At 62.3% G+C, this 24,519-nt stretch carries 16 protein-coding genes and 3 pseudogenes; 14 read left to right on the forward strand and 5 right to left on the reverse strand.

Features of this window, described 5'->3' with window-relative positions:
• The first annotated feature begins 38 nt into the window (after positions 1 to 38).
• From AB4N42_RS16845 to AB4N42_RS16885, 9 genes and pseudogenes are all read left to right on the forward strand, one after another.
• On the forward strand, positions 39 to 707 hold the full coding sequence (locus AB4N42_RS16845; protein ID WP_030140633.1) for a haloacid dehalogenase type II: 669 nt from the start codon (positions 39 to 41) through the stop codon (positions 705 to 707).
• A 37-nt stretch (positions 708 to 744) separates the two neighbouring features.
• Positions 745 to 2,019, forward strand: coding sequence for an NAD(P)/FAD-dependent oxidoreductase (locus AB4N42_RS16850; RefSeq protein ID WP_460115022.1), 1,275 nt, complete (start codon positions 745 to 747; stop codon positions 2,017 to 2,019).
• A gap of 84 nt (positions 2,020 to 2,103) precedes the next feature.
• A complete protein-coding gene (locus AB4N42_RS16855; RefSeq protein ID WP_460115023.1) occupies positions 2,104 to 3,750 on the forward strand; it encodes an ABC transporter substrate-binding protein in 1,647 nt (548 codons plus the stop codon).
• 40 nt (positions 3,751 to 3,790) lie between these two features.
• Positions 3,791 to 4,747: an ABC transporter permease gene (locus tag AB4N42_RS16860; protein WP_030140636.1), complete on the forward strand. Its 957-nt coding sequence runs from the start codon at positions 3,791 to 3,793 to the stop codon at positions 4,745 to 4,747.
• Complete coding sequence (locus tag AB4N42_RS16865) at positions 4,744 to 5,619, forward strand: ABC transporter permease (RefSeq protein WP_334597724.1); 876 nt, start codon at positions 4,744 to 4,746, stop codon at positions 5,617 to 5,619. The genes AB4N42_RS16860 and AB4N42_RS16865 overlap by 4 nt, the downstream gene beginning before the upstream one ends.
• A 1-nt stretch (position 5,620) precedes the next feature.
• A pseudogene (locus AB4N42_RS16870) lies at positions 5,621 to 7,463 on the forward strand (ABC transporter ATP-binding protein).
• Positions 7,460 to 8,620, forward strand: a complete 1,161-nt coding sequence (gene argE / locus AB4N42_RS16875) for an acetylornithine deacetylase (protein ID WP_460115024.1) — start codon at positions 7,460 to 7,462, stop codon at positions 8,618 to 8,620. Before AB4N42_RS16870 ends, argE begins: the two are co-directional and overlap by 4 nt.
• A 127-nt stretch (positions 8,621 to 8,747) precedes the next feature.
• A complete protein-coding gene (locus AB4N42_RS16880; protein ID WP_431145438.1) occupies positions 8,748 to 10,205 on the forward strand; it encodes an NAD-dependent succinate-semialdehyde dehydrogenase in 1,458 nt (485 codons plus the stop codon).
• Between the two features lie 34 nt (positions 10,206 to 10,239).
• Entirely contained in the window at positions 10,240 to 11,319 is a 1,080-nt protein-coding gene (locus tag AB4N42_RS16885; RefSeq protein ID WP_460115025.1) for a tartrate dehydrogenase, read from the forward strand.
• A 924-nt stretch (positions 11,320 to 12,243) separates the two neighbouring features.
• Here the strand turns inward: AB4N42_RS16885 and mhpT are convergent.
• A complete protein-coding gene (gene mhpT, locus AB4N42_RS16890) occupies positions 12,244 to 13,470 on the reverse strand; it encodes a 3-(3-hydroxy-phenyl)propionate transporter MhpT (RefSeq protein ID WP_030140642.1) in 1,227 nt (408 codons plus the stop codon).
• A 309-nt stretch (positions 13,471 to 13,779) separates the two neighbouring features.
• On the opposite strand from mhpT, the gene AB4N42_RS16895 reads away from it, so the two are divergent.
• The gene (locus AB4N42_RS16895) at positions 13,780 to 15,084 is read left to right on the forward strand and encodes an OprD family porin (protein WP_460115026.1); all 1,305 of its coding nucleotides are present in this window, start codon (positions 13,780 to 13,782) and stop codon (positions 15,082 to 15,084) included.
• 188 nt (positions 15,085 to 15,272) lie between these two features.
• Here the strand turns inward: AB4N42_RS16895 and AB4N42_RS16900 are convergent, their stop codons facing one another.
• Positions 15,273 to 15,761 (reverse strand): MarR family winged helix-turn-helix transcriptional regulator, encoded by a 489-nt coding sequence (locus AB4N42_RS16900; RefSeq protein WP_460115027.1) that lies wholly within the window; start codon positions 15,759 to 15,761, stop codon positions 15,273 to 15,275.
• A 213-nt stretch (positions 15,762 to 15,974) separates the two neighbouring features.
• Here AB4N42_RS16900 and AB4N42_RS16905 point away from each other — a divergent pair, with 213 nt between their 5' ends.
• From AB4N42_RS16905 to AB4N42_RS16920, 4 genes and pseudogenes are all read left to right on the forward strand, one after another.
• Positions 15,975 to 16,805, forward strand: a complete 831-nt coding sequence (locus tag AB4N42_RS16905) for a p-hydroxycinnamoyl CoA hydratase/lyase (RefSeq protein WP_249874645.1) — start codon at positions 15,975 to 15,977, stop codon at positions 16,803 to 16,805.
• A gap of 87 nt (positions 16,806 to 16,892) precedes the next feature.
• Positions 16,893 to 18,341, forward strand: a complete 1,449-nt coding sequence (locus AB4N42_RS16910; RefSeq protein ID WP_431145439.1) for an aldehyde dehydrogenase — start codon at positions 16,893 to 16,895, stop codon at positions 18,339 to 18,341.
• Between the two features lie 144 nt (positions 18,342 to 18,485).
• Positions 18,486 to 20,354, forward strand: a pseudogene (locus AB4N42_RS16915) (feruloyl-CoA synthase); the annotation flags it as partial.
• 197 nt (positions 20,355 to 20,551) lie between these two features.
• Complete coding sequence (locus AB4N42_RS16920; RefSeq protein ID WP_030140649.1) at positions 20,552 to 21,265, forward strand: GntR family transcriptional regulator; 714 nt, start codon at positions 20,552 to 20,554, stop codon at positions 21,263 to 21,265.
• A gap of 125 nt (positions 21,266 to 21,390) precedes the next feature.
• Here the strand turns inward: AB4N42_RS16920 and AB4N42_RS16925 are convergent.
• The 3 genes and pseudogenes from AB4N42_RS16925 to AB4N42_RS16935 form a co-directional block, all read right to left on the reverse strand.
• Positions 21,391 to 22,343, reverse strand: a pseudogene (locus AB4N42_RS16925) (PDR/VanB family oxidoreductase).
• Positions 22,340 to 23,428 carry a Rieske 2Fe-2S domain-containing protein gene (locus tag AB4N42_RS16930; RefSeq protein WP_460115028.1) on the reverse strand — a complete coding sequence of 363 codons (1,089 nt, stop codon included), beginning with the start codon at positions 23,426 to 23,428 and terminating at the stop codon, positions 22,340 to 22,342. Before AB4N42_RS16930 ends, AB4N42_RS16925 begins: the two are co-directional and overlap by 4 nt.
• A 126-nt stretch (positions 23,429 to 23,554) precedes the next feature.
• A complete protein-coding gene (locus AB4N42_RS16935) occupies positions 23,555 to 24,460 on the reverse strand; it encodes a LysR substrate-binding domain-containing protein (RefSeq protein ID WP_460115029.1) in 906 nt (301 codons plus the stop codon).
• Positions 24,461 to 24,519 lie beyond the last annotated feature (59 nt).

The following is a 24,519-nucleotide window of genomic DNA, read 5'->3' on the forward strand; positions in this document are numbered from 1 at the left end:
GCCCCTCATGACCTCCACCATCACTCAGGACTGCACTCATGAGCTTCCTTCGCCCCAAGTTCATTACCTTTGACTGTTACGGCACGTTGACCAATTTCCAGATGGGCACCATGACGCGCGAGCTGTTCGCCGACCGGGTCCCTGCCGAGCAAATGGAGCAGTTCGTCAAGGATTTCTCGGCGTATCGCCTGGACCAGGTGATGGGTGACTGGCGGCCCTATGATGAGATTCTCAAGACAGCCCTGGCGCGAGTCTGCAAACGCTGGGGCGTCGAATACAAAGGCGAAGGCCAGCTCTACTACGATGCCGTACCGACCTGGGGCCCGCATGCCGACGTGCCGGCCGGCCTGTCGAAAATCGCCGACAAGATTCCCCTGGTGATTTTCTCCAACGCGATGGACGAGCAGATCATGTCCAACGTCGACAAGCTCGGTGCGCCTTTCCATAAAGTCTTCACCGCCCAGCAAGCCCAAGCCTACAAGCCACGCCTGGCCGCCTTCGAGTACATGCTCGATAACCTCGGCTGCGGGCCGGAGGACGTCCTGCACGTGTCTTCGAGCTTCCGCTACGACCTGATGTCGGCCCACGACATGAAAATCAAGCACAAAGCCTTCGTGGCCCGTGGTCATGAACACCCGGCGAACGCGGCCTTTGGTTACCACCAGATCCCGGACATCGGCGGATTGGCCGGGCTGGTCGGTCTCTGAGTTTCTGAGCTCTCTTCAAGGCTAAAGGGGTTTTGACATGGGCAGTGAGTCCTATTGGCTCGATACCGCACCGGCGTTCACCGGTGCCCAGCTCGGCGCGTTGCCCGGACAGGTCGACGTGGTCATCGTCGGTGGTGGTTTCACCGGCCTGGCGGCGGCCCGGGCCCTGGCCTTGAAGGGTGCCAGCGTGGCGGTGCTGGAAGGCGGGCGGGTGATTGGCGAGGCGTCGGGGCGCAATGGCGGCCAGTGCAACACCGGCGTTGCCCAGGACTACGCGGCCCTCAGTGCCAGCCTTGGCGCCGATAAGGCGCGCGCTTATTACCAGGCTTATGAAAGCGCGGTACAGAGCGTTGTCTCGCTGGTTGAGCAGGAGCGGATCGCCTGTGATCTCAAGCGCAATGGCAAGCTCAAGCTGGCCGCCAAGCCGATGCATTACGAAGGCCTGGCGCGCACGTGCGACTTGATTCGCCGCGAGGTCGATGCCGAGGTCGAGTTGTTATCCGCCCAGGAGACCCGTGCTGAAGTCGACTCGGCCCAATTCCATGGCGGCTTGCTGCAGCGTAATGGCGTGCAAATGCATGTAGGGCGCTTCGGGGTCGGGTTGGCCGAGGCCGCCGCGCGTCACGGCGCGTTGATTTTCCAGGGCGTGTCCGTTACGGACTGGAAAGCCAGTGCGGGCGGTTATCGGGTCAACACCACCAAGGGTTCGCTGCAGGCCACGCAAATCCTGCTGGCCACCGGCACCTGCCAGCAAGGCGGGTTGGGCTGGTATCGGCGCAGGATCGTGCCGGTGGGCAGTTTCGTGATCGCCACCGAGGTGTTGCCCCAGGCCTTGGTCGACCGCCTGCTGCCGGCCCATCGCTCGTATGTCACCAGCCGCATGATCGGAAATTACTTTCGCCTGACGCCGGACAACCGCCTGCTGTTTGGCGGGCGTGCGCGGTTTGCCATGTCGGACAGCGTGTCCGACGCCAAGAGCGGCAAGGTTCTGCATGCCGCAATGGTGCAGATGTTCCCGCAACTGGCCCAGGTAAAAGTCGATTATTGCTGGGGCGGGTTGGTGGACATGACTTCCGATCGGTTGCCCCGGGCCGGCCAGCACGGCGGGGTTTATCACTCCATGGGCTACAGCGGCCATGGCGTGCAGATGTCGGTGCACATGGGCCAGGTCATGGCCGACGTCATGGCTGGCAACCTCGAGGCCAATCCTTGGCGCGAGCTCGATTGGCCGGCCATCCCCGGGCATTTCGGCAAGCCTTGGTTCCTGCCGTTCGTGGGGGCGTATTACCGGCTTCAAGACTATTTGCATTGAGTTAATGGGGGACGCATCACGTTTCACAACGTTGCGTTAATCGCGAGCCATCGAGCCTTATCACTTCCGAAAGGTAGAACTGACATGACTGACAAGAAAAACAGTATCGACACCCAGTTGGTAACAGGTACGGAAAGTCTGCGCATTTTCGAAGGGCTCAATCGCGGCATGTCACGCCGCAATGCGTTGCAGATGCTCGGATTGGCCGGGGTAGCGGTGGCCGGTGCCGGCAGCCTGTTCGGCACCGCCGGCAAGCTGTTCGCCGATGACGAGGCCGCAAGCCCTGGCAAAGGCAAGCCGGGCGGGCGGATCCGCGTCGCCGGTTCGACCAGTTCCACCGCCGACACCCTGGACCCGGCCAAAGGATCGTCGTCCACCGACTATGTGCGCCATTACATGTTCTATAACGGGCTGACGCGTTTCGACAGCCACATGGTTCCGCAACTGGAGCTGGCCGAGCGTATCGAAACCACTGACGCCACCCTCTGGGTGATCAGCCTGCGCAAGGAAGTGACCTTCCACAATGGCAAGGCACTGACCGCTGCCGACGTGGTGTTCTCGTTGTTGCGTCACAAGGACCCGATCACCGGTTCCAAGGTCCTGCCGCTGGCGTCGCAGTTCGCCGATGTGAAAGCCGTTGGCACCCACGAAGTGCAGATACAGTTGAGCGGCCCCAACGCTGAACTGCCGTCGGTGCTGGCCGTCTCGCACATGCTGATCGTGCCCGAGGGCACCAGCGATTTCAGCCAGGGCATTGGCACCGGGCCGTTCAAGGTCAAGGAATTCAAGCCCGGCGTGCGTTCTGTGGGGGCGCGCAATGCCAATTATTGGAAACCCGGCTTGCCGTACCTGGACGAGATCGAATTCATCGGCATCGCCGACGAATCGTCGCGGATCAACGCGCTGTTGTCGGGCGACGTGCACATCGTCAACGAGGTCAACCCACGCTCGACCACACGCATCAAGGCCAGCGCCAAGCACCGGGTCATCGATTCGCCGTCGGGCAACTACACCGACCTGATCATCCGGCAGGACCAGATGCCGGGCCAAAGCCCGGAATTCACCCAGGCCATGAAGCTGTTGCTGGACCGTGAGCAGATCAAGTCGGCGATCTTCCGTGGCTACGCCCGGGTCGGCAACGACCATCCCATCGCACCCGGTGCGCGTTTCTATAACGCGGAGTTGCCACAACGGGCCTACGATCCGGAAAAGGCCAAGTTCCTGCTCAAGAAGGCCGGCATGGAAAGCATCAGCATGCCGTTGATGTGCTCACCCGCCGCGACCGGTTCGGTGGATGTCGCGGTGTTGCTGCAGCAATCGGCCAAGGAGGCCGGGCTCAAGCTCGACGTCAACCGGCTGCCCAGCGATGGCTACTGGTCCAACCATTGGGCCAAGCACCCGCTGAGCTTCGGCAACATCAACCCGCGTCCGAATGCCGACATGATCTTCTCGCAGTTCTTCCAGTCGACGGCCCCGTGGAACGAATCGGCCTGGAAAAACGAGCAGTTCGACCAACTGCTGGTACAGGCGCGAGGGGAAACCGACGAGGCCAAGCGCGGCAAGATGTATGGCGACATGCAAGCCCTGGTGCATGAACACAGCGGGATTGGCGTGCCGGTGTTCATCAGCAACATCGACGGCGCCGACCAGCGTGTCAAAGGCTATGGCGCCAACCCGTTGGGCGGTTTCATGGGCTACATGTTCGCCGAGCAAGTCTGGCTGGACGCCTGATGACCGTCGGGTTCGCGCTGCATTGCATGAGGGACGGGTGATGAATAGCAACACACTGTGGTTGATTGGCCGACGCCTGGGGGCGGCGGTCCTGACCTTGCTGATTGTGTCCATGGTGGTGTTCGCCATCACGGCGGTGCTGCCGGGCGACGCGGCGCAACAGTCCCTGGGCCAGTTCGCGACACCGGAACAAGTCGCCGCGCTGCGGGCGAAAATGGGTCTCGACCAGCCCGGTGTGTTGCGTTACCTGCACTGGCTGACGAGCCTGCTCAGCGGTGACCTGGGGATGTCGATTTCCAATGCCATGCCGGTCGTCGATCTGATGGCCGGCCGGGTCCCCAACACCTTGATGCTCGCGGCGGCCACGGCATTGGTTTCGGTGCCGGTGGCGTTGACCCTGGGTATCGGCTCGGCCATGGGCCGGGGCGGGCGCATCGACAGTTTCCTGAGTTTTTTCACCCTGACCATGGTAGCGGTGCCGGAATTTCTGGTGGCCACCCTGGCGGTGCTGATATTCGCGGTAAACCTGGGTTGGCTGTCGGCGTTGTCCTACGCCAGTGACATCACCTCACCCTGGCAATTCATGCGCACCTACGCCTTGCCGGTGATGACGCTGTGCTGCGTGATTGTCGCGCAGATGTCGCGCATGACCCGGGCGGCGGTCATCGATCAGCTCGACAGCCCCTATGTGGAGATGGCCCGGCTCAAAGGCGTGAGCAATGTCCGCATCGTGCTTCGCCATGCCTTGCCCAATGCCATCGGGCCCATCGCCAATGCCATCGCCCTGAGCCTGTCCTACCTGCTGGGCGGGGTGGTGATCGTCGAAACGATCTTCAACTACCCCGGTATCGCCAGCCTGATGGTCGACGCCGTGACCAACCGCGACATGGCCCTGGTCCAGGGCTGCACGATGTTGTTCTGTACCGCTTACCTGGCGTTGGTGCTGATTGCCGACCTGTGCGCGATTCTTTCCAATCCGAGGCTGAGAAACCAATGAACAATCTCATTGTGAAATCCCCGCCTGCGGCCGCAGCGCTGGGGTTGGGCAAAGACCCCCATGGCGCGTCCTGGCTGGGCCTGGCCGGCGCCGCGATGTGTGCGATCTGGCTGTTGGTGGCGATATTCGGCCCGTGGCTGGCGCCGCACCCGGTGGGTGAGGTGGTCTCTGACAATGTCTTCGACAGCTTCAGCGCCGCGTACCCGTTCGGCACCGATTACCTGGGCCGTGACATGCTCAGCCGGATTCTCGTCGGCGCACGCTTTACCGTCGGCCTCGCGCTGGTAGCCGCGGTGCTGTCCAGCACGTTGGGCACGAGCCTGGCCTTGCTGTCGGTGGTGTCGCCAAAGTGGTTGGATGAGCTGATCAGCCGGCTGATGGACGCGTTCATTTCGATCCCGAGCAAGATGCTCGCGTTGATCATGGTTTCGGCTTTCGGTTCCTCGGTCACATTGCTGATCTGTACGGCGGTGCTGAGCTATACCCCCGGCGCCTTTCGCATCGCCCGTAGCATGGCGGTGAATATCGAAGCCCTGGAATACGTGCAAGTCGCCCGCACCCGGGGCGAGCGCCGACTGTACATCGCCTGCGTGGAAATCCTGCCGAACATCCTCAACCCGGTGCTGGCGGACCTGGGTCTGCGCTTCGGTTTCATCGTGCTGCTGCTCAGCGGCATGAGTTTCCTCGGGCTGGGCGTGCAACCGCCGGACGCCGACCTTGGCTCCCTGGTGCGCGAAAACATCGGTGGCCTCAATCAGGGCGCGCCGGCCATCGTGATTCCGGCCCTGGCGATTGGCACCCTGACCATCGGCGTGAATCTGTTCATCGACCGGGTGTCGTCGCGGCGCAATCGACGTACGGGAGGCCATTGAGATGAGCGAATTGATTCGAGTCGAGGGCTTGCGAGTCGTGGCCTGTGGCGAGCGTGGAGAAGTCGATATCGTCAAGGGCGTCAGCTTTTCCCTGGAAAAGGGTGAAGTGCTGGCGTTGATCGGTGAATCCGGCTCCGGCAAGACCACCATTGCTCTGGCGCTGCTCGGGTATGCCCGACGCGGTTGCCGGTTGGCCGGCGGCAGCGTGCACGTCGGTGAGCATGACATGCTGGCGCTGAACAACAGCCAATTGCAGAAGCTGCGGGGCAACCGGGTGTCGTACATCGCCCAGAGCGCCGCAGCGGCGTTCAATCCGGCGAAAAAACTCATTGATCAAGTGGTGGAGGGCGCATTGATCCACGGCCTGGGCAGCCGGGCCGAGCTTGAAACCAAGGCAGTCGAACTGTTCCGCGACCTGGCCCTGCCGGACCCGGATCGCATCGGCCAACGCTATCCGCACCAGGTGTCCGGCGGGCAACTGCAGCGGGTGATGGCGGCCATGGCATTGATCAGCGATCCGTTGCTGGTGGTGCTCGATGAACCGACCACGGCGCTGGACGTAACAACGCAGATCGATGTGCTGCGGGCCTTCAAGCGAGTGGTCCATGAGCGCGGGGCGACGGCGGTCTATGTGTCCCACGACCTGGCGGTCGTGGCACAGATGGCTGACCAGATTGTCGTACTCAACGGCGGTGAAATCTTCGAACACAGCGCTACGGCACCTTTGCTGCAAGGGCCGTCCCACGAATACACCCGCAGCTTGCTGGCGGCGGCGCGCCCGGACACGACGATTCGTCCACCGGCCGACATCGCGCAAGAAACACCGTTGCTGACCATCCAGGGACTGACCGCCGGCTACGGCAACAAAAATGCCCAGGGCATGCCCGCCATTCGCGTGCTGGAAGACATCGACCTGACGATCCGCCGAGGCCAGGCCATCGGCGTGATTGGCGAGTCGGGCTCTGGCAAATCGACCTTGGCCCGAGTGGTGGCGGGGCTGTTGACACCGGCCCTTGGCGGCTTGACCTTCGATGGTCAACCCTTGGGTGGCAGCCTGTCGTCACGCACTCACGAGCAGTTCCGACGCATTCAAATGGTTTTCCAGAATGCCGACACCGCGCTCAACCCGATGCACAGCGTCAGCACCCTCCTGAGTCGTCCGTTGAAGATGTATTTCGGCCTCAAGGGCACGGCGTTGCGCGAGCGTATCGGTGAGCTGCTGGACCTGGTACGTTTGCCGCGCACGATGGCCGACCGGCGGCCGAACGAGCTGTCCGGCGGGCAGAAACAACGGGTCAACCTGGCCCGGGCCTTGGCGGCCAAGCCGGACCTGATTCTCTGCGACGAGGTGACTTCGGCGCTGGACACGGTGGTCGGAGCGGCGATCCTGGAACTGCTGCGCGACCTGCGCCAGCAACTCGGGGTGTCCTATCTGTTCATCAGTCACGACATTTCCACCGTCCGGGCCCTGTGTGACGACATCGTGGTGATGTACAGCGGCCACAAGATCCAGGCCGGGACCCGCGACGCCTACGCACAAGCACCGTTCCATCCCTACACCGACCTGTTGATCCATTCCGTGCCGGAACTGCGTCAGGGCTGGCTGGAAAGCTGCGGGGCAACGACGTGCCAGACATTGCCGACCCTAGGGCCCCGAGCCAATGTGCCTGGCTTGTGCACCTTCCTCAGCCGCTGCCCGGTGCGGGTGGATGGCCTCTGCAATTGTGTCGCGCCAGAGCGGCGGACCATCGCCGAGCGGCAGTGAAATTCTCTGCCACCATGACAGCGCCGAACTGATAAAAACCCAGCAATCGAACCCTCTGACCGTAGCGGCGTACGCATGAAACCCAGGGTATTGGAAATTCTGAAACGGCTGATGGCCTTCGACACCGTCTCCTCGGAGTCGAACATGGCCTTGATCGAGTATGTACGTGACCTGTTGCTGACCCAGGGCATCGAGTCGCTCATCGTCAAGGATGAGACGGGCAAGAAAGCCAATCTGTTTGCCAGCGCCGGACCACGGGATGTGCCGGGCATCCTGCTGTCCGGTCATACCGATGTGGTGCCAGTGGCGGGGCAGGCCTGGACTGTCCCGGCGTTTGAGGCGACGGTGCGGGACGGGCGGATTTATGGGCGTGGCAGTTGCGACATGAAGGGTTTCATCGCGCTGGCCATCGACGCCATGCTCGACGCCACGGATGAGCCCTTGAGCCGGCCATTGCAATTGGCGCTGTCCCATGACGAAGAGATCGGTTGCGTCGGGGTGCGGCGCCTGCTGGATGTGTTGCACCTGGCACCGGTCCGGCCGTTCCTGTGCGTGATCGGCGAGCCGACCCAAATGCAATTCGTGCTCGGGCACAAGGGCAAGGGCTCTTACCGCACCTACTGTCGCGGCCTGGAAGCGCATTCCTCCCTCGCACCGCGCTCGGTCAATGCGATCCACGTGGCCTGCGATTTCATCGCCGCGCTGCGCCTGAGCCAGCAACAGTTGCAGGAGCAGGGCGCCCAGGATACCGACTACGACGTGCCCTACAGCACCGTGCATGTCGGGCAGATTGTCGGCGGCAAGGCGCTGAACATCGTGCCAAACCTGTGCACCCTGGATTTCGAAGTGCGTAACTTGCCGGCGGACAACCTCGACCGGTTCCTGGAGCAAATGACCGAGCGAGCGGATTTGATCGTGCGCGAAGCCAAGAAGCTTTCCAGCGTGGCTGGCATCGAAATCGAGACCTTGAACGTCTATCCGGGCCTCGACACCCACCCGAGCGTCGAAGCCGTGCGTTTCCTGAAAAACTTTGCCGCCCCGGACACCGGCACCGCCAAAGTCTCGTTCGGCACCGAGGGCGGGTTGTTCAAGCAACGCCTGGACGTACCGGTGGTGGTCTGTGGCCCCGGTTCGATAGAACAGGCGCACAAGCCTGACGAGTTCGTCGAGGTCAGCCAGATGGACGCGGGCGAACGTTTTCTGCAAGGGTTGTTGGGTTCGATGCGGGTTCAGTAGTGTCGCGGTAAAGCGTGCCGTCGAAGGCTGAAATTCAGCATTCACGGCTGTAGGACCGGCGTTTTCAGCATCCTCGTCCAGGACGACTCAATAGACTGGAGACTGTCTCAAAACAGGACTCCACGCCATGCTCAAGAATCGCCTGAAAGACCCCAGCCTGCTGGTGGAACTCGCTTACATCGACGGCCAGTGGGTCGGTGCCGACAGCGCCGCTACCTTGGACGTCATCAACCCGGCCACCGGCGAGGTACTCGCTCGGGTACCGGCGATACACGCCAGCGAAACCCGGCGCGCCGTCGAGGCCGCCGACCGTGCCTGGCCGGCCTGGCGGGCGCGCCCGGCGGTGGAGCGAGCGGCGTTGCTCGACCGGTGGTATCAGGCGATGCTCGATAACCTCGACGACCTGGCGCTGATCCTGACCTGTGAGCAGGGCAAGCCGCTGACCGAGGCCATGGGCGAGATCCGCTACGGCGCCAGCTTCGTCAAATGGTTCGCCGAAGAAGCGCGACGGGTCTACGGCGAAACCATGCAAGCCCCGAGCGGTGATCGTCGGTTATTGACGCTCAAGCAACCGGTCGGTGTCTGTGCCGCGATCACCCCATGGAATTTCCCCAACGCGATGATCACCCGCAAGTGCGCGCCGGCCCTGGCCGCCGGTTGCACAATTGTGGTCAAGCCTTCGGACCTGACACCACTGTCGGCCTTGGCGCTGGCGGTATTGGCTGAACGGGTCGGCATTCCGGCCGGGGTCTTCAATGTCGTGACCGGCATGCCCGCCGGCATTGGCGAAGAGCTGACCGGCAACCCGACGGTGCGCAAGATCTCGTTCACCGGCTCCACTGCGGTCGGTCGGCTGCTGATGCGCCAAAGTGCCGAACACATCAAGCGCCTGAGCCTGGAACTGGGGGGGAACGCTCCGTTCATCGTGTTCGACGACGCTGACCTGGAGCAGGCCGTGGCCGGCGTCATGCTGAGCAAATTCCGCAACGCGGGGCAGACGTGCGTCTGTGCCAACCGGATCCTCGTGCAGGACGGCATCTACGATCGCTTCGCCCGGCGCCTGGTGGAGGAGGTCGGCAAGCTGAAGGTCGGCGATGGCCTGGATGCCGAGGTGAACGTGGGCCCGCTGATCAACGCGGCGGCGGTCAGCAAGGTTGCCCGGCATATCGATGAGGCGTTGAGCCAGGGCGCGCGCCTGCTCTGCGGCGGCATCCCCGATGGCGAAAGCCAGTTCGTCCAGCCAACGGTGCTCGGCGAGGCGCACGCGGGGATGTTGCTTGCCAATGAAGAAACCTTCGGTCCGGTCGCGCCATTGATGCGTTTCAGCACGGAAGAAGAGGCGCTGGCCCTGGCCAACGCAACGCCTTATGGCCTGGGTGCCTATTTCTTTACCCAGGACTTGCGCCGCTCATGGCGGTTCGGCGAGGCACTGGAGTTCGGCATGATCGGCCTCAATACCGGGCTAATCTCCATGGACGTTGCCCCCTTTGGCGGTATCAAGCAGTCAGGCGTGGGCCGCGAGGGCAGCAAGTACGGCCTGGACGAATACCTTGAAGTCAAAGCCTTCCACATCGGTGGGCTGTGATCCCTTCACCGTTTGGACAGAGGAGATTGGGTTGATGAGCAAGTCATTCAGGATCGCCGCGATTGCCGGCGATGGCATTGGCAAGGAAGTCTTGCCGGAGGGCCTGCGGGTGCTGGAGCAGGCGGCGAAAAAATGGCAATTGGATTTGAGCATCGAAGTGCTCGACTGGGCCCACTGCGACTACTACCTGGAACATGGGCAGATGATGCCCTCCGACTGGTTCGAGCAGCTCAAGGACTTCGACGCGATCTACTTCGGTGCCGTGGGTTGGCCGGACAAGGTCCCGGACTACATTTCGCTGTGGGGCTCGCTGCTGAAGTTTCGTCGGGATTTCGACCAATACGTCAACATCCGCCCCGTACGGTTGTTTCCCGGCGTGCCGTGCCCGTTGGCCGGACGCGAACCCGGGGACATCGATTTCGTGGTGATTCGTGAGAACACCGAGGGCGAATACTCCTCGGTCGGCGGCAAGATGTTCGAGGGCACCGCACATGAATTCGTGCTGCAGGAGTCGGTGTTCACGCGACGCGGCGTGGACCGGATCCTCAAGTTCGCCTTCGATCTTGCCCAGGCCCGACCACGCAAACGCCTGACGGCGGCGACCAAGTCCAACGGCATTTCCATCAGCATGCCGTACTGGGACGAACGTACGGCACTCATGGCGCAGCAGTACCCGGACGTCACCTGGGACAAGCAACACATCGATATTCTCTGTGCGCGCTTCGTGCTCCAACCGGATCGTTTCGACGTGGTCGTGGCGTCGAACCTGTTTGGCGACATCCTGTCCGACCTCGGGCCGGCCTGCGCGGGCACCATCGGTATCGCGCCTTCGGCCAACCTTGACCCGGAGCGCCGCTATCCCTCGCTGTTCGAACCGGTGCATGGTTCGGCGCCGGATATCTATGGACGTAACATTGCCAACCCGATCGCGATGATCTGGTCCGGGGCCTTGATGCTGGATTTCCTGGGCAATGGTGATGAGCGCTATCGTGCGGCGCATGACGGGATTCTCAGGGCCATTGAACGGGTGATTGCCGAGGGGCCGATTACGCCTGATCTCGGCGGCCGGGGTTCGACCCAGGAGGTTGGGGAGGCTATTGCTTTGGCGCTTTGAGCGGGGCGCATTGCCCCTGTAAGTTTGCGGCGTATGCGCATCTTGTGACCGCCGCAAATCTGAGTGGGAGCGAGCCTGCTCGCGAAAGCGGTGTCACGGTCGATGGACATGCTGGAAGTGCCGGCCTCTTCGCGAGCAAGCTCGCTCCCACAGGATTTTGCGGCGTATGCGCATCTTGTGACCGCCACAAATCCAATGTGGGAGCGGGCTTGCTCGCGAAGGCGGTGTGACAGTCGATGAAGATGCTGAAAGTACCGGCCTCTTCGCGAGCAAGCTCGCTCCCACAGGGTTTTGCGGTGTATGTGCATCTTGTGACCGCCGAAAATCCATTGTGGGAGCGAGCCTGCTCGCGAAGGCGGTGTGACAGTCGATGAAGATGCTGAAAGTACCGGCCTCTTCGCGAGCAAGCTCGCTCCCACAGGGTTTTGCGGTGTATGTGCATCTTGTGACCGCCGAAAATCCATTGTGGGAGCGAGCCTGCTCGCGAAGGCGGCATGACAGTCGATGGAGATGCTGAAAGTACCGGCCTCTTCGCGAGCAGGCTCGCTCCCACAGGGTTTTGCGACGTATGCGCATCTTGTGACCGCCGAAAATCCAATGTGGGAGCGAGCCTGCTCGCGAAGGCGGCATGACAGTCGATGGAGATGCTGAAAGTACCGGCCTCTTCGCGAGCAAGCTCGCTCCCACAGGGTTTTGCGACGTATGCGCATCTTGTGACCGCCGAAAATCCAATGTGGGAGCGAGCCTGCTCGCGAAGGCGGCATGACAGTCGATGGAGATGCTGAAAGTACCGGCCTCTTCGCGAGCAGGCTCGCTCCCACAGGGTTTTGCGGTGTATGTGCTTCTTGTGACCGCCACAAATCCAATGTGGGAGCGGGCTTGCTCGCGAAGGCGGTAGCACGGTGTATCCCGCTGTTCCTGTTTTCAGGAGTGCTCCGCCGCCGAGTTCACCGTGCTGACCCGTGTTCCGCCCGCGTTGCGGATCACGCCGAGGATGGCCAGCGTCGCAATTATCAGTCCCGGTGAGGTCGCCAGCAATACGGTGCTGGTACCGGCCCCGGCCGCGAGGATCTGGCCGGCGGCCAGCGGCCCGGCCACCGAGCCCAGGCGTCCGATGGCCACTGCGGCTCCGACACCTGTGGCACGGACGGCCGTGGGGTAGGAGGGTGGCGCCAACGCGTAGAGGACCAGCTGTGCGGCCATGACGAACAGCCCGGCGGCGAACCCGGCAATGCCCATCGGCACGATGCCGACTGACACCCCGACCCCGGCCAGGGCGCTCAACAGCCCGGCGTAAACGAAGAGCACGACCTTGATGGCGTTGCAACGGTCCAGCAGCAGGCCGCCGAGCAGCGAGCCGAGAGTTCCGCCGATGTTGAACAACATCTGCACCAGGCCGGCCTGTGGTTTGCTGAAGCCTTGTTCCAAGAGCAACGAGGGCAGCCAGTTGAGCAACATGTACATCACCGTCAGGGTGAAGAAATAGCTCAACCAGAGACCCAGCGTGGTCATGCCTCGACCTTCGCCAAACAACGCTTGGCCGACGGAGCTGCGGGCTTCGCCACTGACGTGCCGGACCTGCTTGAACGCGCTCGACTCCGGCAGCCACAACAGCATCAGCGGCACCACGAGCAAGGGCGCCAGGCCACCGATGAAAAAGGTCATCTGCCAATGCTCGCCAAACGTCATCGCGACCACTGCCGCCAGTGCGCCGCCCAGGGGAACACCGGCGTACATCACGCTGATGGCCGTGCCGCGCCGCTGTTCGCCTACCGCTTCGGCGCATAACGCGATGAGGTTGGGCAGGGCGGCGCCCAGCCCAAGTCCGGTCATGAAGCGCACCACGAGCAGGCTGGAAAATTGTTCGACATAAGCAGTGCTGAGGGAAAACACGCCGAACAGCAGGACGGCGGCGATCAGGATTTTCTTGCGACCGATTCGGTCGGCGATCCAGCCGCCGAAGAATGCACCCGGCAGCAACCCGATGATGCCCGCGCTGAACACCCATCCCATCATTTTCGGGTCGAGGCTGAACGTCTGCCGCAAGCCGGCGGCAGCGGTGCCGGCTGACTGGAGGTCGAACCCCTCGATCAACGCGACGATGAAACACAAGGCGATGGTCAACGTCGCCCGGCGCGGCGAATGGTTCATGGCGAATCCTCTTATTGTTTTTGTCAGGACTGTGGCGCAAAGCAACCAGCAGGTGCGATTAAGATAACAAAGCTAACTAAAAAATGAATCGTCCTGTGCTGACTGGAAAACAGACGCAGATCACCCGGCAAATCAAAGGCTTGCTTGGAAAGAGCATGTCCTTTGTAAAACTGGTTAAAGATATTAACGTTCGATTATCGGACATTCTCAATTGACGAGGCGCCTCGATCATTTCCATTCTTTGTCCGCGGGGCTGCCATCCGGCGCCCGCCTCGATAGAAAAACAACAACAAAAAATGGACATCGAACATGCCGAACGTTATCCGGTACGCCCACGTGCCCGCCGTTTCACCGATCATTCACCTGCTCGCCCTGGCCGGTCTGAGCCTGTGTTCCGCCGCGTCGTGGGCCGAAGGCTTCGTCGACGACAGCCATGGCACGTTGACCTTGCGCAATTACTACCTGGACCGCGACTACAAGGACGACGGCGCCAAGACGGCGGCCCGGGAATTGGCCCAGGGCATCTTCATGAACATGGAGTCGGGGTTCACCCCGGGCGCGGTCGGATTTGGTCTCGATGCGCGGGGATTGCTCGGCATCAAGCTCGACTCATCGCCGGATCGCAGCGGCACTGAGCTGCTGCCGGTGTCCGCCAGCGATAAGCGCGCGGCAGACGAGTATTCGCGCCTGGGCCTGACTGGAAAACTGCGCTTCGCCCAGACGACCGTAAAGACCGGCGACGTGTCGATCTTTTTGCCGTTCGCTTTCGCCAGCCCCTCACGGTTGCTGCCGCAGACGTTTCGCGGGACGACGCTCAGCTCCAAGGACTTCGATGGCCTGACACTGAACACCGGCTATATCGACCGCATCGCCCGGCGCGACTCCACCGATTACCAGCCCATGACCATCGCGTCGCCCAATCGTCGTTTCAACGGCGCGGCGACCACGTCCCATATGGCGTACGTGGGGGGCGATTACCAGGTCAACAAGGACCTCAGCCTGCGCGTCTACCACGCCGAGGTGGCTGACCTGTACCAACAGGACACCTTCGCATTGCTGCACAACCTGCCGCTGGGCGACGGCGTGCTGACCACCGACCTGCGCAGCTTTTTCAGCGACGACGATGGCGCCGCCAAGGCTGGCAAGGTGGACAATCGCAACGTATCGGCGCTGGTGGGGTATCGCCTGGGCGGCCATCGCGTGAGCCTGGGCTACATGCATGCCAGCGGCGACACCGCGACGCCGTACGTGTCTGGCACCGAGCTGATGGGCTTGAGCGAAATGACCATGAGTTCGGACTTCCTCAACGCCAAGGAACGCACCTGGCAAGCGATCCACGACTACGACTTCGCCGCCGTGGGCGTGCCAGGCCTGCGAACCCGGTTGCGCTACGTGCGTGGCGATCACATCGAGCTCGCGGCCCTCAACGCCGAGGATCGCAAGGAGCGAGAATTCCAGATGGAGCTTGGCTACGTGATCCAGAGCGGTCCGCTGAAAAACGTCGGCCTGCTGGCGCGCAAATCGATCTATCGCAACGATTTCCCCGGCACGGCGGCGTTTCGCGATGAAAACCAGACGCGGTTTCTGGTGACGTATAGCGTGCCGATTTGGTGATTGGCTCCGTGTGAAAGAGCTTGTGTGGCGAGGGAGCTTGCTCCCGCTGGGCCGGTCCGACGCTTCGGGCACAGCAGACCCTTGCGCAGACGCCTCGGTCAATCTGGAGTATCGAGACAGCAGATTAAAAGGGGTCGCTGCGCAACCCAGCGGGAGCAAGCTCCCTCGCCACGGGGGAGCGGTGTCTTCTATTGATAAACCTTCTTCAACAACCGCAGCAGCTCCTCGCGCTCTGCTGCGGAAAGCGCGGCAGTGGAATCGAGATCACTCTCCGTGGCGATCTGCTTGAGGTCCTTGAGCAGTGTCTCGCCGGTCTTGCTCAGGAAAATCCCGTAGGAGCGCTTGTCCGGCTTGCAGCGCACCCGCACGGCCAAGGCCCGGCTTTCCAGTTTGTTCAACAACGGCACCACCTGTGGCGGCTCGATGGCGAGCGCCTTGGCCAGGTCTGCCTGCATCAGGCCCGGGTTCTGGTCGATGATCGCCAGGGCTGAAAATTGCGCGGGCCGCAGATCGTGGACCGCGAGACGGCCGATCAGGTTCTGGAACAGCTTCAACTGGGCGCGACGCAAGGCGTAGCCGATCAGCTCGTCCAGGGCGGAATCCATCGATGCCTGCGTGTCGCTGGCGTCGAGCGGAGCCTCGGCGGCGGGGTCGGCGAGCTTGGAAGACTTGGCCATCGAAAGGTGCATCCTCAAAGTCAGTGGTTAACAACGCTATCCAGTTTGCCGAGGTTGTCGGGCGATGGCTACGGTCGTTCACATATTTGTCGTTCAGTGCGCCAATCCAGCTGCAGAAAAAACAAAGATAAATCGATTAATAGTTAATTGACATAACTAATATTCAGGTTTAGTTTTTGATCATCTTCAACCAAGAACAAGAGAGCACGCGCCATGAGCAACTACGAAGGTCGCTGGACAACGGTCAAGGTCGAGATCGACGACGGCATCGCCTGGGTCATCCTCAATCGCCCGGAAAAACGCAACGCCATGAGCCCGACCCTCAACCGCGAGATGGTCGATGTGCTGGAAACCCTGGAACAGGATCCCGCCGCTGGCGTGCTGGTGCTTACTGGCGCCGGTGAAGCCTGGACCGCCGGCATGGACCTCAAGGAATACTTCCGCGAAGTGGATGCCGGGCCGGAAATCCTCCAGGAAAAAATCCGCCGCGAAGCCTCGCAATGGCAGTGGAAGCTGCTGCGCATGTACGCCAAGCCGACCATCGCCATGGTCAATGGCTGGTGTTTCGGTGGTGGTTTCAGCCCTCTGGTGGCGTGCGACCTGGCGATCTGCGCCGACGAAGCCACCTTTGGCCTCTCGGAAATCAACTGGGGCATCCCACCCGGCAACCTGGTCAGCAAAGCCATGGCCGACACCGTGGGCCATCGCCAATCGCTGTACTACATCATGACCGGCAAGACCTTCGGCGGGCAAAAAGCCGCCGAGATGGGCCTGGTCAACGAAAGCGTGCCCCTGGCGCAACTGCGTGAAGTCACCGTCGAGCTGGCGCGCAACCTGCTGGAGAAAAACCCGGTGGTCCTGCGTGCCGCCAAGCATGGCTTCAAGCGTTGCCGCGAACTGACGTGGGAGCAGAACGAGGATTACCTCTACGCCAAGCTGGATCAGTCGCGCCTGCTCGACACCGAAGGCGGACGCGAGCAGGGGATGAAGCAGTTCCTCGACGACAAGAGCATCAAGCCGGGCCTGCAAACCTACAAGCGTTGAGATAACAAGGCGCCTCGGAGCTGTTCGCCCACGGCTCCCGGCGCTACTGTGAATGCATTCCGATAAAGACAATAAAGAGGAATCACCATGCTGGACGTGCCCCTGTTGATCGGCGGCCAATCGTGCCCGGCCCGTGACGGTCGGACCTTCGAGCGCCGCAATCCGGTGACCGGTGATGTGGTGTCTCGCGTCGCTGCCGCCACATTGGAAGACGCCGACGCCGCCGTGGCTGCCGCACAAGCTGCTTTCCCTGCCTGGGCCGCGTTGGCGCCCAACGAACGTCGCACGCGCTTGCTGCGCGCGGCCGAGCAATTGCAGGCCCGCAGCGGCGAGTTCATCGCCGCCGCCGGCGAGACCGGTGCCATGGCCAACTGGTATGGCTTCAATGTGCACCTGGCCGCGAACATGCTGCGCGAAGCCGCCTCCATGACCACTCAAATCAATGGCGAAGTCATTCCCTCGGATGTGCCCGGCAGTTTCGCCATGGCCTTGCGTCAGCCGTGCGGCGTGGTGCTGGGAATCGCGCCATGGAACGCTCCGGTGATCCTCGCCACCCGCGCCATCGCCATGCCGCTGGCGTGCGGCAACACGGTGGTGCTCAAGGCCTCGGAAATCAGCCCGGCGGTGCACCGTTTGATCGGTCAGGTATTGCAGGACGCCGGCCTCGGTGACGGCGTCGTCAACGTCATCTGCAACGCGCCGGCGGATGCACCCGCCATCGTCGAACGCCTGATTGCCAACCCGGCGGTGCGACGGGTCAATTTCACCGGCTCGACCCACGTCGGTCGCATCGTCGGCGAATTGTCGGCCCGTCACCTCAAGCCGGCATTGCTGGAGCTGGGCGGCAAGGCGCCGCTGCTGGTGCTGGACGATGCCGATCTGGATGCGGCGGTGCAAGCCGCAGCGTTCGGGGCGTATTTCAACCAGGGCCAGATCTGCATGTCCACCGAGCGCTTGATCGTCGATGCGAGCATTGCCGACGCTTTTATCGAACGCCTCACGACGAAGATCGCCACCTTGCGCGCAGGGGATCCAGGTGCCAGTGATTCGGTGCTGGGTTCGCTGGTGGACGCCAGTGCCGGCCAGCGCATCAAGGGCCTGATCGACGATGCGCTGGCCAAAGGCGCGAAGTTGGTCGCGGGCGGCCAGTTGGACGGCAGCATCTTGCAGCCGACCTTGCTCGACGGTGTCACGCCGGACATGCGCCTGTATCGCGAAGAATCCTTCGGACCGGTGGCGGTGCTGCTGCGCGGCGAGGGTGACGAAGAGCTGCTGCGCCTGGCCAATGATTCGGAGTTCGGTTTGTCGGCGGCGATCTTCAGTCACGACACCGGGCGTGCGCTGGCATTGGCGCAGCGTGTGGAATCGGGCATCTGCCACATCAACGGCCCGACCGTACACGACGAAGCGCAAATGCCCTTCGGCGGCGTCAAGTCCAGCGGTTACGGCAGCTTCGGCGGCAAGGCGTCCATCGAGCATTTCACCCAGTTGCGCTGGGTGACGTTGCAGAACGGTCCGCGGCATTACCCGATCTGAAAATCCGTCGCATTGCCGGCGGTGTGCCGCGAAAGCCATCGCCCGATGCAGGCCAGACATAACAATGACAAGGCCGCAGCCAGGTGCTGCCACGTTCCGCTCGCTTCGCGCGACCCGAGCGTGCCTTGATGGAGGAGATGCACCGTGAGTTCCGAGTTCAGATCATCCTCCCGGCCCGAGCCTGTGCGCTATCGCCAGGTGTCGATTGGTCACCCCGCCGTAGAAGTGAAGGAAGAGCAGGGCGTCCTGCACATGCGTTCCCTCGAACCCTTGGCGCCGTTGCCGCAGCGTTTGCTCGATCGCCTGGTGCACTGGGCCGAGGTACGGCCGAACCAGACTTTTATCGCTGCCCGGGAACACAAGGGCGACTGGCGTCACGTCAGTTATGCCGAGATGCTCGACAGCGTGCGGGCCATCGCCCAAGGCTTGTTGGCCTATGGTTTATCGGCGGAAAAACCCTTGGCGCTGCTGTCGGGCAACGACATCGAGCATTTGCAGATGGCCTTGGGCGCGATGTACGCAGGGATTCCCTATTGCCCGGTGTCGCCGGCTTATTCGCTGCTGTCTCAGGATTTCGCCAAGCTGCGGCATGTCTGCGAGCTGTTGCAGCCGGGGCTGGTGTTCGTCAGCGACGCCGCGCCGTTCGAGCGCGCAATCAACGCCGTGTTACCGGCGGATGTTCCCCTGGTCACGGTGCGTGGAGACGTACCCGGCCGGACCAGGACAAGTTTCGCCAGCCTGCTCGCGCAACCGCGTGGTGTCGAGGCTGAGCGAGCCTTCGCCGCCACGGGGCCGGACAGCATCGCCAAATTCCTCTTCACCTCCGGTTCCACCAAGCTGCCAAAAGCGGTGATCACCACCCAGCGCATGCTCTGCGCCAATCAACAGATGTTGCTGCAAACCTTCCCGGTGTTCGGCGAAGAACCGCCGGTGCTGGTGGACTGGTTGCCGTGGAACCATACCTTTGGCGGCAGCCACAACGTCGGCATCGTGCTGTACAACGGCGGCACGTTTTATCTGGACGATGGCAAGCCCACCGTCCAGGGGTTCGCTGAGACCTTGCGCAACCTCAAGGAAATTTCCCCGACGGCCTACCTGACTGTGCCCAAGGGCTGGGAAGAATTGGTAAGCGCCCTGGAACAGGACGCCGAGTTGCGCGAACGCTTTTTCAAGCGCATCAGCCTGTTCTTCTTCGCCGCGGCGGGCCTTTCCCAAAGCACCTGGGATCGACTCGACAAAGTCGCCGAGCAACATTGCGGCGAACGGATCCGCATGATGGCCGGCCTGGGCATGACTGAAGCATCGCCGTCCTGCACCTTCACCACGGGGCCGCTGTCCATGGCTGGCTACATCGGTCTGCCGGCGCCCGGTTGCGAAGTGCGGCTGGTGCCGGTGGATGGCAAGTTCGAAGGACGCTTTCGCGGACCGCACATCATGCCCGGCTACTGGCGTTCGCCGCAGCAGACCGCCGAAGTGTTCGACGACGCCGGCTTCTACTGCTCGGGCGATGCCATCAAGCTCGCCGATTCCGCCAACCCCCAACTGGGGCTGATGTTCGACGGGCGCATCGCCGAGGATTTCAAACTGTCCTCCGGCGTGTTCGTCAGCGTCGGGCCGTTGCGCAACCGCGCGGTGCTCGAAGGCACGCCGTATGTCCAGGACCTGGTGGTGACGGCGCCGGATCGCCCGCACCTCGGTGCGCTGGTGTTCCCGCGCCTGCACGACTGCCGTCGTCTCGCGGGCCTGGCCGCGGACGCCAGCGACGCCGAGGTCCTGGCAAGCCCGCCGGTGCGCCAATGGTTTGCCGATTGGTTGCAGCGCCTGAACCGCGATGCCAATGGCAACGCCAGTCGTGTGGAGTGGATCGCACTGCTCGACGAGCCGGCCTCCATCGACCGTGGTGAAATCACCGACAAAGGCTCGATCAACCAGCGCGCCGTGTTGCAATGGCGCGCGGCCAAGGTCGAGGCGCTGTATCGGGGAGAAGACCCCACCGTCTTGCGCGCTCGAGCACCACCGGCTGAAAGCGCTTTTTGTGGGAGCGGGCTTGCTCGCGAATGCGGTGGTTCAGTCGTTTCCATGTTCACTGACACACCGTTTTCGCGAGCAAGCCCGCTCCCACAGGTGCCTCTGCTGATTCATATAGCGCCGTGACACCCCGTTCCAGGCCTTTTACTATGGCGGCTCTCTCTTCTCTGGATATCACCTGAATGAGTAAGCCCGGCCAAACGGTGCTGGTTGCATTGCGTCGAATGATCGCTTCAGGCGAACTGGCGGCGGGGGAGCGCTTGATGGAAATCCCCACGGCGCAATTGTTCGGCGTCTCGCGCATGCCGGTGCGCATGGCGTTTCGTACCTTGGAGCAGGAAGGGCTGCTGGTGCGTTTTGGCGGGCGTGGTTTCCAGGTGCGCTCTGTCAGCGCCGAGGAGATTGCCGGAGCGGTGGAGGTGCGTGGGGTGCTTGAAGGGTTAGCCGCCCGCCAGACGGCCGAACGCGGTTTATCCGACGAGGCTCGGCGCGCGCTCGAACTGTGCCTTGTGCAAGGCGACGAACTGTTCGCCAAAGGCCATGTGACCGAAGAGGACCTGGAGGTCTATCACGACCTCAATATGCGCTTTCACCAAGTGATCGTCGAAGGCAGCCACAACCCGGCCATCGCCGACGCCCTGGCGCGCAACGACCACCTGCCATTCGCCTCCGTCACCGCCCTGGCGGTCGATCGCCAGAACATGGCCGGCGAGTACCGTCGTTTCAACTACGCCCACATGCAGCATCACTCGGTGTTCGACGCGCTGGTCAATCGCCAGGGCGCCCGTGCCGAGGCGATCATGCGCGAGCATGCCAACGCCACCCTGCGTTATGCCGAGGTGTTTGGCTCGACGCTGGCGGATGAGCGGATGAAGGTGATCCTGCGGCCTGACTAGAGGCGCAAATATCTGTGGGAGCGAGCTTGCTCGCGATGGCCGGAGGTTCAGCAATAAAGACGTTGCTGACACACCGCTATCGCGAGCAAGCTCGCTCCCACAGGGTTTTGTAGAGGGCTGCGGACTCAGAGATCCAACACCAACAACGGCGTCCTGGACCTTGAACAGCACGGCGTGAACTGGTCGTTGCAGGCTTGCTCGGCTTCAGTGAGGAACATGTCCCGATGCTCCGGCACGCCTTCCAGCACTCGGGTCAGGCAGGTGCCGCAGACGCCTTGCTCGCACGAGATCGGGATTTCGACGCCATGACTTTCCAACACCTGGACCACGCTCCTGTCCGGCGGTATCTCGAAAACCTGGCCGCTGCGTGCAAGTTTCACCGAAAATCGGCCATCGGCGCTGGTGTCGGTCGGGGCGGCGGCGAAGTATTCCCGATGCAGGTTGGGTTCCCGCCAGCCTTGGGTCTTGGCGGTGTCGAGAATGTGCTGCATGAAGCCGCCGGGGCCACACACGTAGAGGTGCAGGTCGTCACTGGGCGACGCCAGGACCCGAGCGGCATCCAGCGCCGTGGCGGGGTCTTCATCGAAGTGCAGGAAAACCCGGTCGGCATAAGGCGATTGCTGCAAGCGTTCGACGAAAGCGGCGCGATCCCTGGACCGGGCGCAATAATGCAGGGCAAATGCGGCACCGCTCTGGGCCAGGTGCTCGGCCATGCACAGGATCGGCGTGATGCCGATCCCGCCGGCGAACAACAGGCTGCGCCGCGCCTCGGCGGCGAGGGTGAACAGGTTGCGCGGTTCGCTGATGAGCAGGCGCATGCCCGGCCGGATCTGCTCATGCAGGCTGCGCGAGCCGCCCCGTGACGCGGGATCCTTGAGCACGCCGATGAGGTAGCGATGCCGCTCCTCGGGGTGATTGCACAATGAATATTGACGGATCAGCCCATCGGGCAAATGCACATCGATATGGGCGCCGCAGCGGTAAAGGCCGGGAGTGCCTGGCCGTCGACAGGTGTCAGCTCGTAGCTGCAGATGTCCAGGGCTTCGTCGTGCCGCGCCGCGACTTGGACTTCGATCATGGCCGTTGCTCCGCGTGTTGCGGCTGGCGCGTGCTGGCGATCAGGGCCGCTTCTTGCTCCCGCTCCCGGGCGATCCAGCGTTCCAGCACCCGGCGCGATTGCACGCCACCGGCGTCAATGTTGAGCTTGAGCAGGTTGCGTTGCGGATGGTCCAGCAAGTTGCGCTGCTGGCGTTCGAGCATTTCCAGGTCTTCGCTGAAGATCTTGCCCTGGCCTTCGCGAATGCTGGCGGTCAGCGCTTCGTCCTGGGGCTGGAAATGCCGGGCCATGCCCCAGAAGTACCAGATGGACGTCTCGGTTTCCGGGGTGATGAAATCCACCACGATGCTCGACGCCTTGAACTGCGGCGCCGCGTGATAACCGCCTTTGCTAGCGGCATGGGCCACACCGACTTCGATCAGCACATGGCTGGGCGGGGTGAAGCGGCAGATTTGCCAGCGGTCCACCGGCACATCATCGGCGAGGTTGTTGCCGCGCAGCGCCATGCGCCAGAACGGCGGGGCCATGATGTTTTCCATGTGCCGGGCAGTGACCACTTCGTCGCCTTCGACGGTGGTCACTGGCGGCGCCTCATCGATTTCCTTTTGCCCGATGCTTGACGCGTGCACGTAGGTTTCGTGGGTCAGGTCCATCAGGTTGTCGATCATCAGGCGATAGTCGCAGTGAATGTGGAACAGGCCGCCGCCGTACGCCCATTCGTCACTTTCCGCCCATTCCAGATGCGGGATCAGCGCCGGGTCGGCCAGTGCCTGCTCACCCGGCCAGACCCAGATAAATCCATGGCGCTCCTGCACCGCAAAAGTCTTGTTGCAGGGAAAACCGCGTACCCGCTGGCCGGGCATCTCGACAGTCCTGCCGTCACCCCCCATCACCAAGCCATGATAGCCACACACCAGGTTGCCGTTTTCGACATAACCCAGCGAGAGCGGGGCACCACGGTGCGGGCAGAAGTCCTCGACCGCCGCGACTTTGCCTTCGTGCCCTGGGTAGAAAACCATTTTCTCGCCACAGATCTGCCGCCCCAGCGGCTTCTCCTCAATTTCATCAGGCGTGCAGGCGACGTACCAGGTGTTCTTGGGGTACATGAGCGGATCTCCAGGCTGGTTTTGTTTTTATCTGTGGATCCATTAACTCTCTTAACTAATTTACTTGTCAACGATTTTGGCGGGTCTTCTGATGATTGGTTGCTCTCAATGGATCCATTGGACCACCTAAAAGCGGTACGCCACCGGCACCTGCGCCTCGATGAATCGCTGCATGTGCGCCAAGAAGCTCGCCTGCAATTTCGACAGTGGTCCCTGGATCGGCAACAGCATGCTGAAGTCCATTTCAATCGCCGGTTCGAAGGCGCGGAAGAGGATGCCATTGCCCCGGTATTCAACCGCGCTGATCGCGTCCACCAAAGCAACGCCGAGGCCTTGTTCGACGAAGGTGCACATGGGCTGGGAGAGCTGCGTTTCCAGCCGCAGTTCACGTTCCACGCCATGGGCGGCAAAGATTGCGTCGATGTGCTGGCGAGAGCCAATGGATTGCGGGTAGGAAATGAATGGCTCGCCTTGCAGGTCTTCCGGGACGATCGTCGTGCGCTCCGCCAGGCGATGGCCGGCGGGCAGGGCGCAGAGCATCCGCGTCGCAAGCAGTCTTTCGGCGCGGGGGCTCGGGTAGGTGTTGGGCAGGACGATCAAGCCCAGGTCACAGCGTTGGCCCACCACCAGGTCCACCACTTCTCGCGATGACTGCACCATCAGGGTGATCTGCACCTGGTCATGCTCGGCCATGAACGCGGCGATAGCCCGGGGCAGGAACGACAAGCCCATGGCCGGTGCGCAGGCGATGTGCAACGAACCACGCTTCAAATTGCGGATGTCCTGGGCGGTGCGCGCGATCCGCTCGACGCCCAGCAGCGAACGCTGCACTTCCTGATACAGCGTCATGGCTTCGGCGGTGGGTTGCAGGCGCCCCTTGATGCGGTCGAACAGGCTGAAACCGATGTCTTCCTCCAAGCTGGCGATCAGCCGGGTCGCGGCGGGCTGGGAGATGTGCAGCATTTCGGCGGCGCGGGTCACCGTCTGCCCCAGGATCACTGCACGAAAGGCTTCCAGCTGGCGAAGGTTCATAGGTTTACCTATCCATAACAAAAAGACATGAGCTATCCAAAATAAAGCATTTTTCATGA

The sequence above is a fragment of the Pseudomonas sp. H2_D02 genome, from assembly GCF_054677635.1.

Coding starts and splice junctions, on each gene's coding strand:
- AB4N42_RS16845 (WP_030140633.1), top strand. CDS start 39: ATGAGCTTCCTTCGCCCCAAGTTCATTACCTTTGACTGTTACGGCACG.
- AB4N42_RS16850 (WP_460115022.1), top strand. CDS start 745: ATGGGCAGTGAGTCCTATTGGCTCGATACCGCACCGGCGTTCACCGGT.
- AB4N42_RS16855 (WP_460115023.1), top strand. CDS start 2,104: ATGACTGACAAGAAAAACAGTATCGACACCCAGTTGGTAACAGGTACG.
- AB4N42_RS16860 (WP_030140636.1), top strand. CDS start 3,791: ATGAATAGCAACACACTGTGGTTGATTGGCCGACGCCTGGGGGCGGCG.
- AB4N42_RS16865 (WP_334597724.1), top strand. CDS start 4,744: ATGAACAATCTCATTGTGAAATCCCCGCCTGCGGCCGCAGCGCTGGGG.
- argE (WP_460115024.1), top strand. CDS start 7,460: ATGAAACCCAGGGTATTGGAAATTCTGAAACGGCTGATGGCCTTCGAC.
- AB4N42_RS16880 (WP_431145438.1), top strand. CDS start 8,748: ATGCTCAAGAATCGCCTGAAAGACCCCAGCCTGCTGGTGGAACTCGCT.
- AB4N42_RS16885 (WP_460115025.1), top strand. CDS start 10,240: ATGAGCAAGTCATTCAGGATCGCCGCGATTGCCGGCGATGGCATTGGC.
- mhpT (WP_030140642.1), bottom strand. CDS start 13,470: ATGAACCATTCGCCGCGCCGGGCGACGTTGACCATCGCCTTGTGTTTC.
- AB4N42_RS16895 (WP_460115026.1), top strand. CDS start 13,780: ATGCCGAACGTTATCCGGTACGCCCACGTGCCCGCCGTTTCACCGATC.
- AB4N42_RS16900 (WP_460115027.1), bottom strand. CDS start 15,761: ATGGCCAAGTCTTCCAAGCTCGCCGACCCCGCCGCCGAGGCTCCGCTC.
- AB4N42_RS16905 (WP_249874645.1), top strand. CDS start 15,975: ATGAGCAACTACGAAGGTCGCTGGACAACGGTCAAGGTCGAGATCGAC.
- AB4N42_RS16910 (WP_431145439.1), top strand. CDS start 16,893: ATGCTGGACGTGCCCCTGTTGATCGGCGGCCAATCGTGCCCGGCCCGT.
- AB4N42_RS16920 (WP_030140649.1), top strand. CDS start 20,552: ATGAGTAAGCCCGGCCAAACGGTGCTGGTTGCATTGCGTCGAATGATC.
- AB4N42_RS16930 (WP_460115028.1), bottom strand. CDS start 23,428: ATGTACCCCAAGAACACCTGGTACGTCGCCTGCACGCCTGATGAAATT.
- AB4N42_RS16935 (WP_460115029.1), bottom strand. CDS start 24,460: ATGAACCTTCGCCAGCTGGAAGCCTTTCGTGCAGTGATCCTGGGGCAG.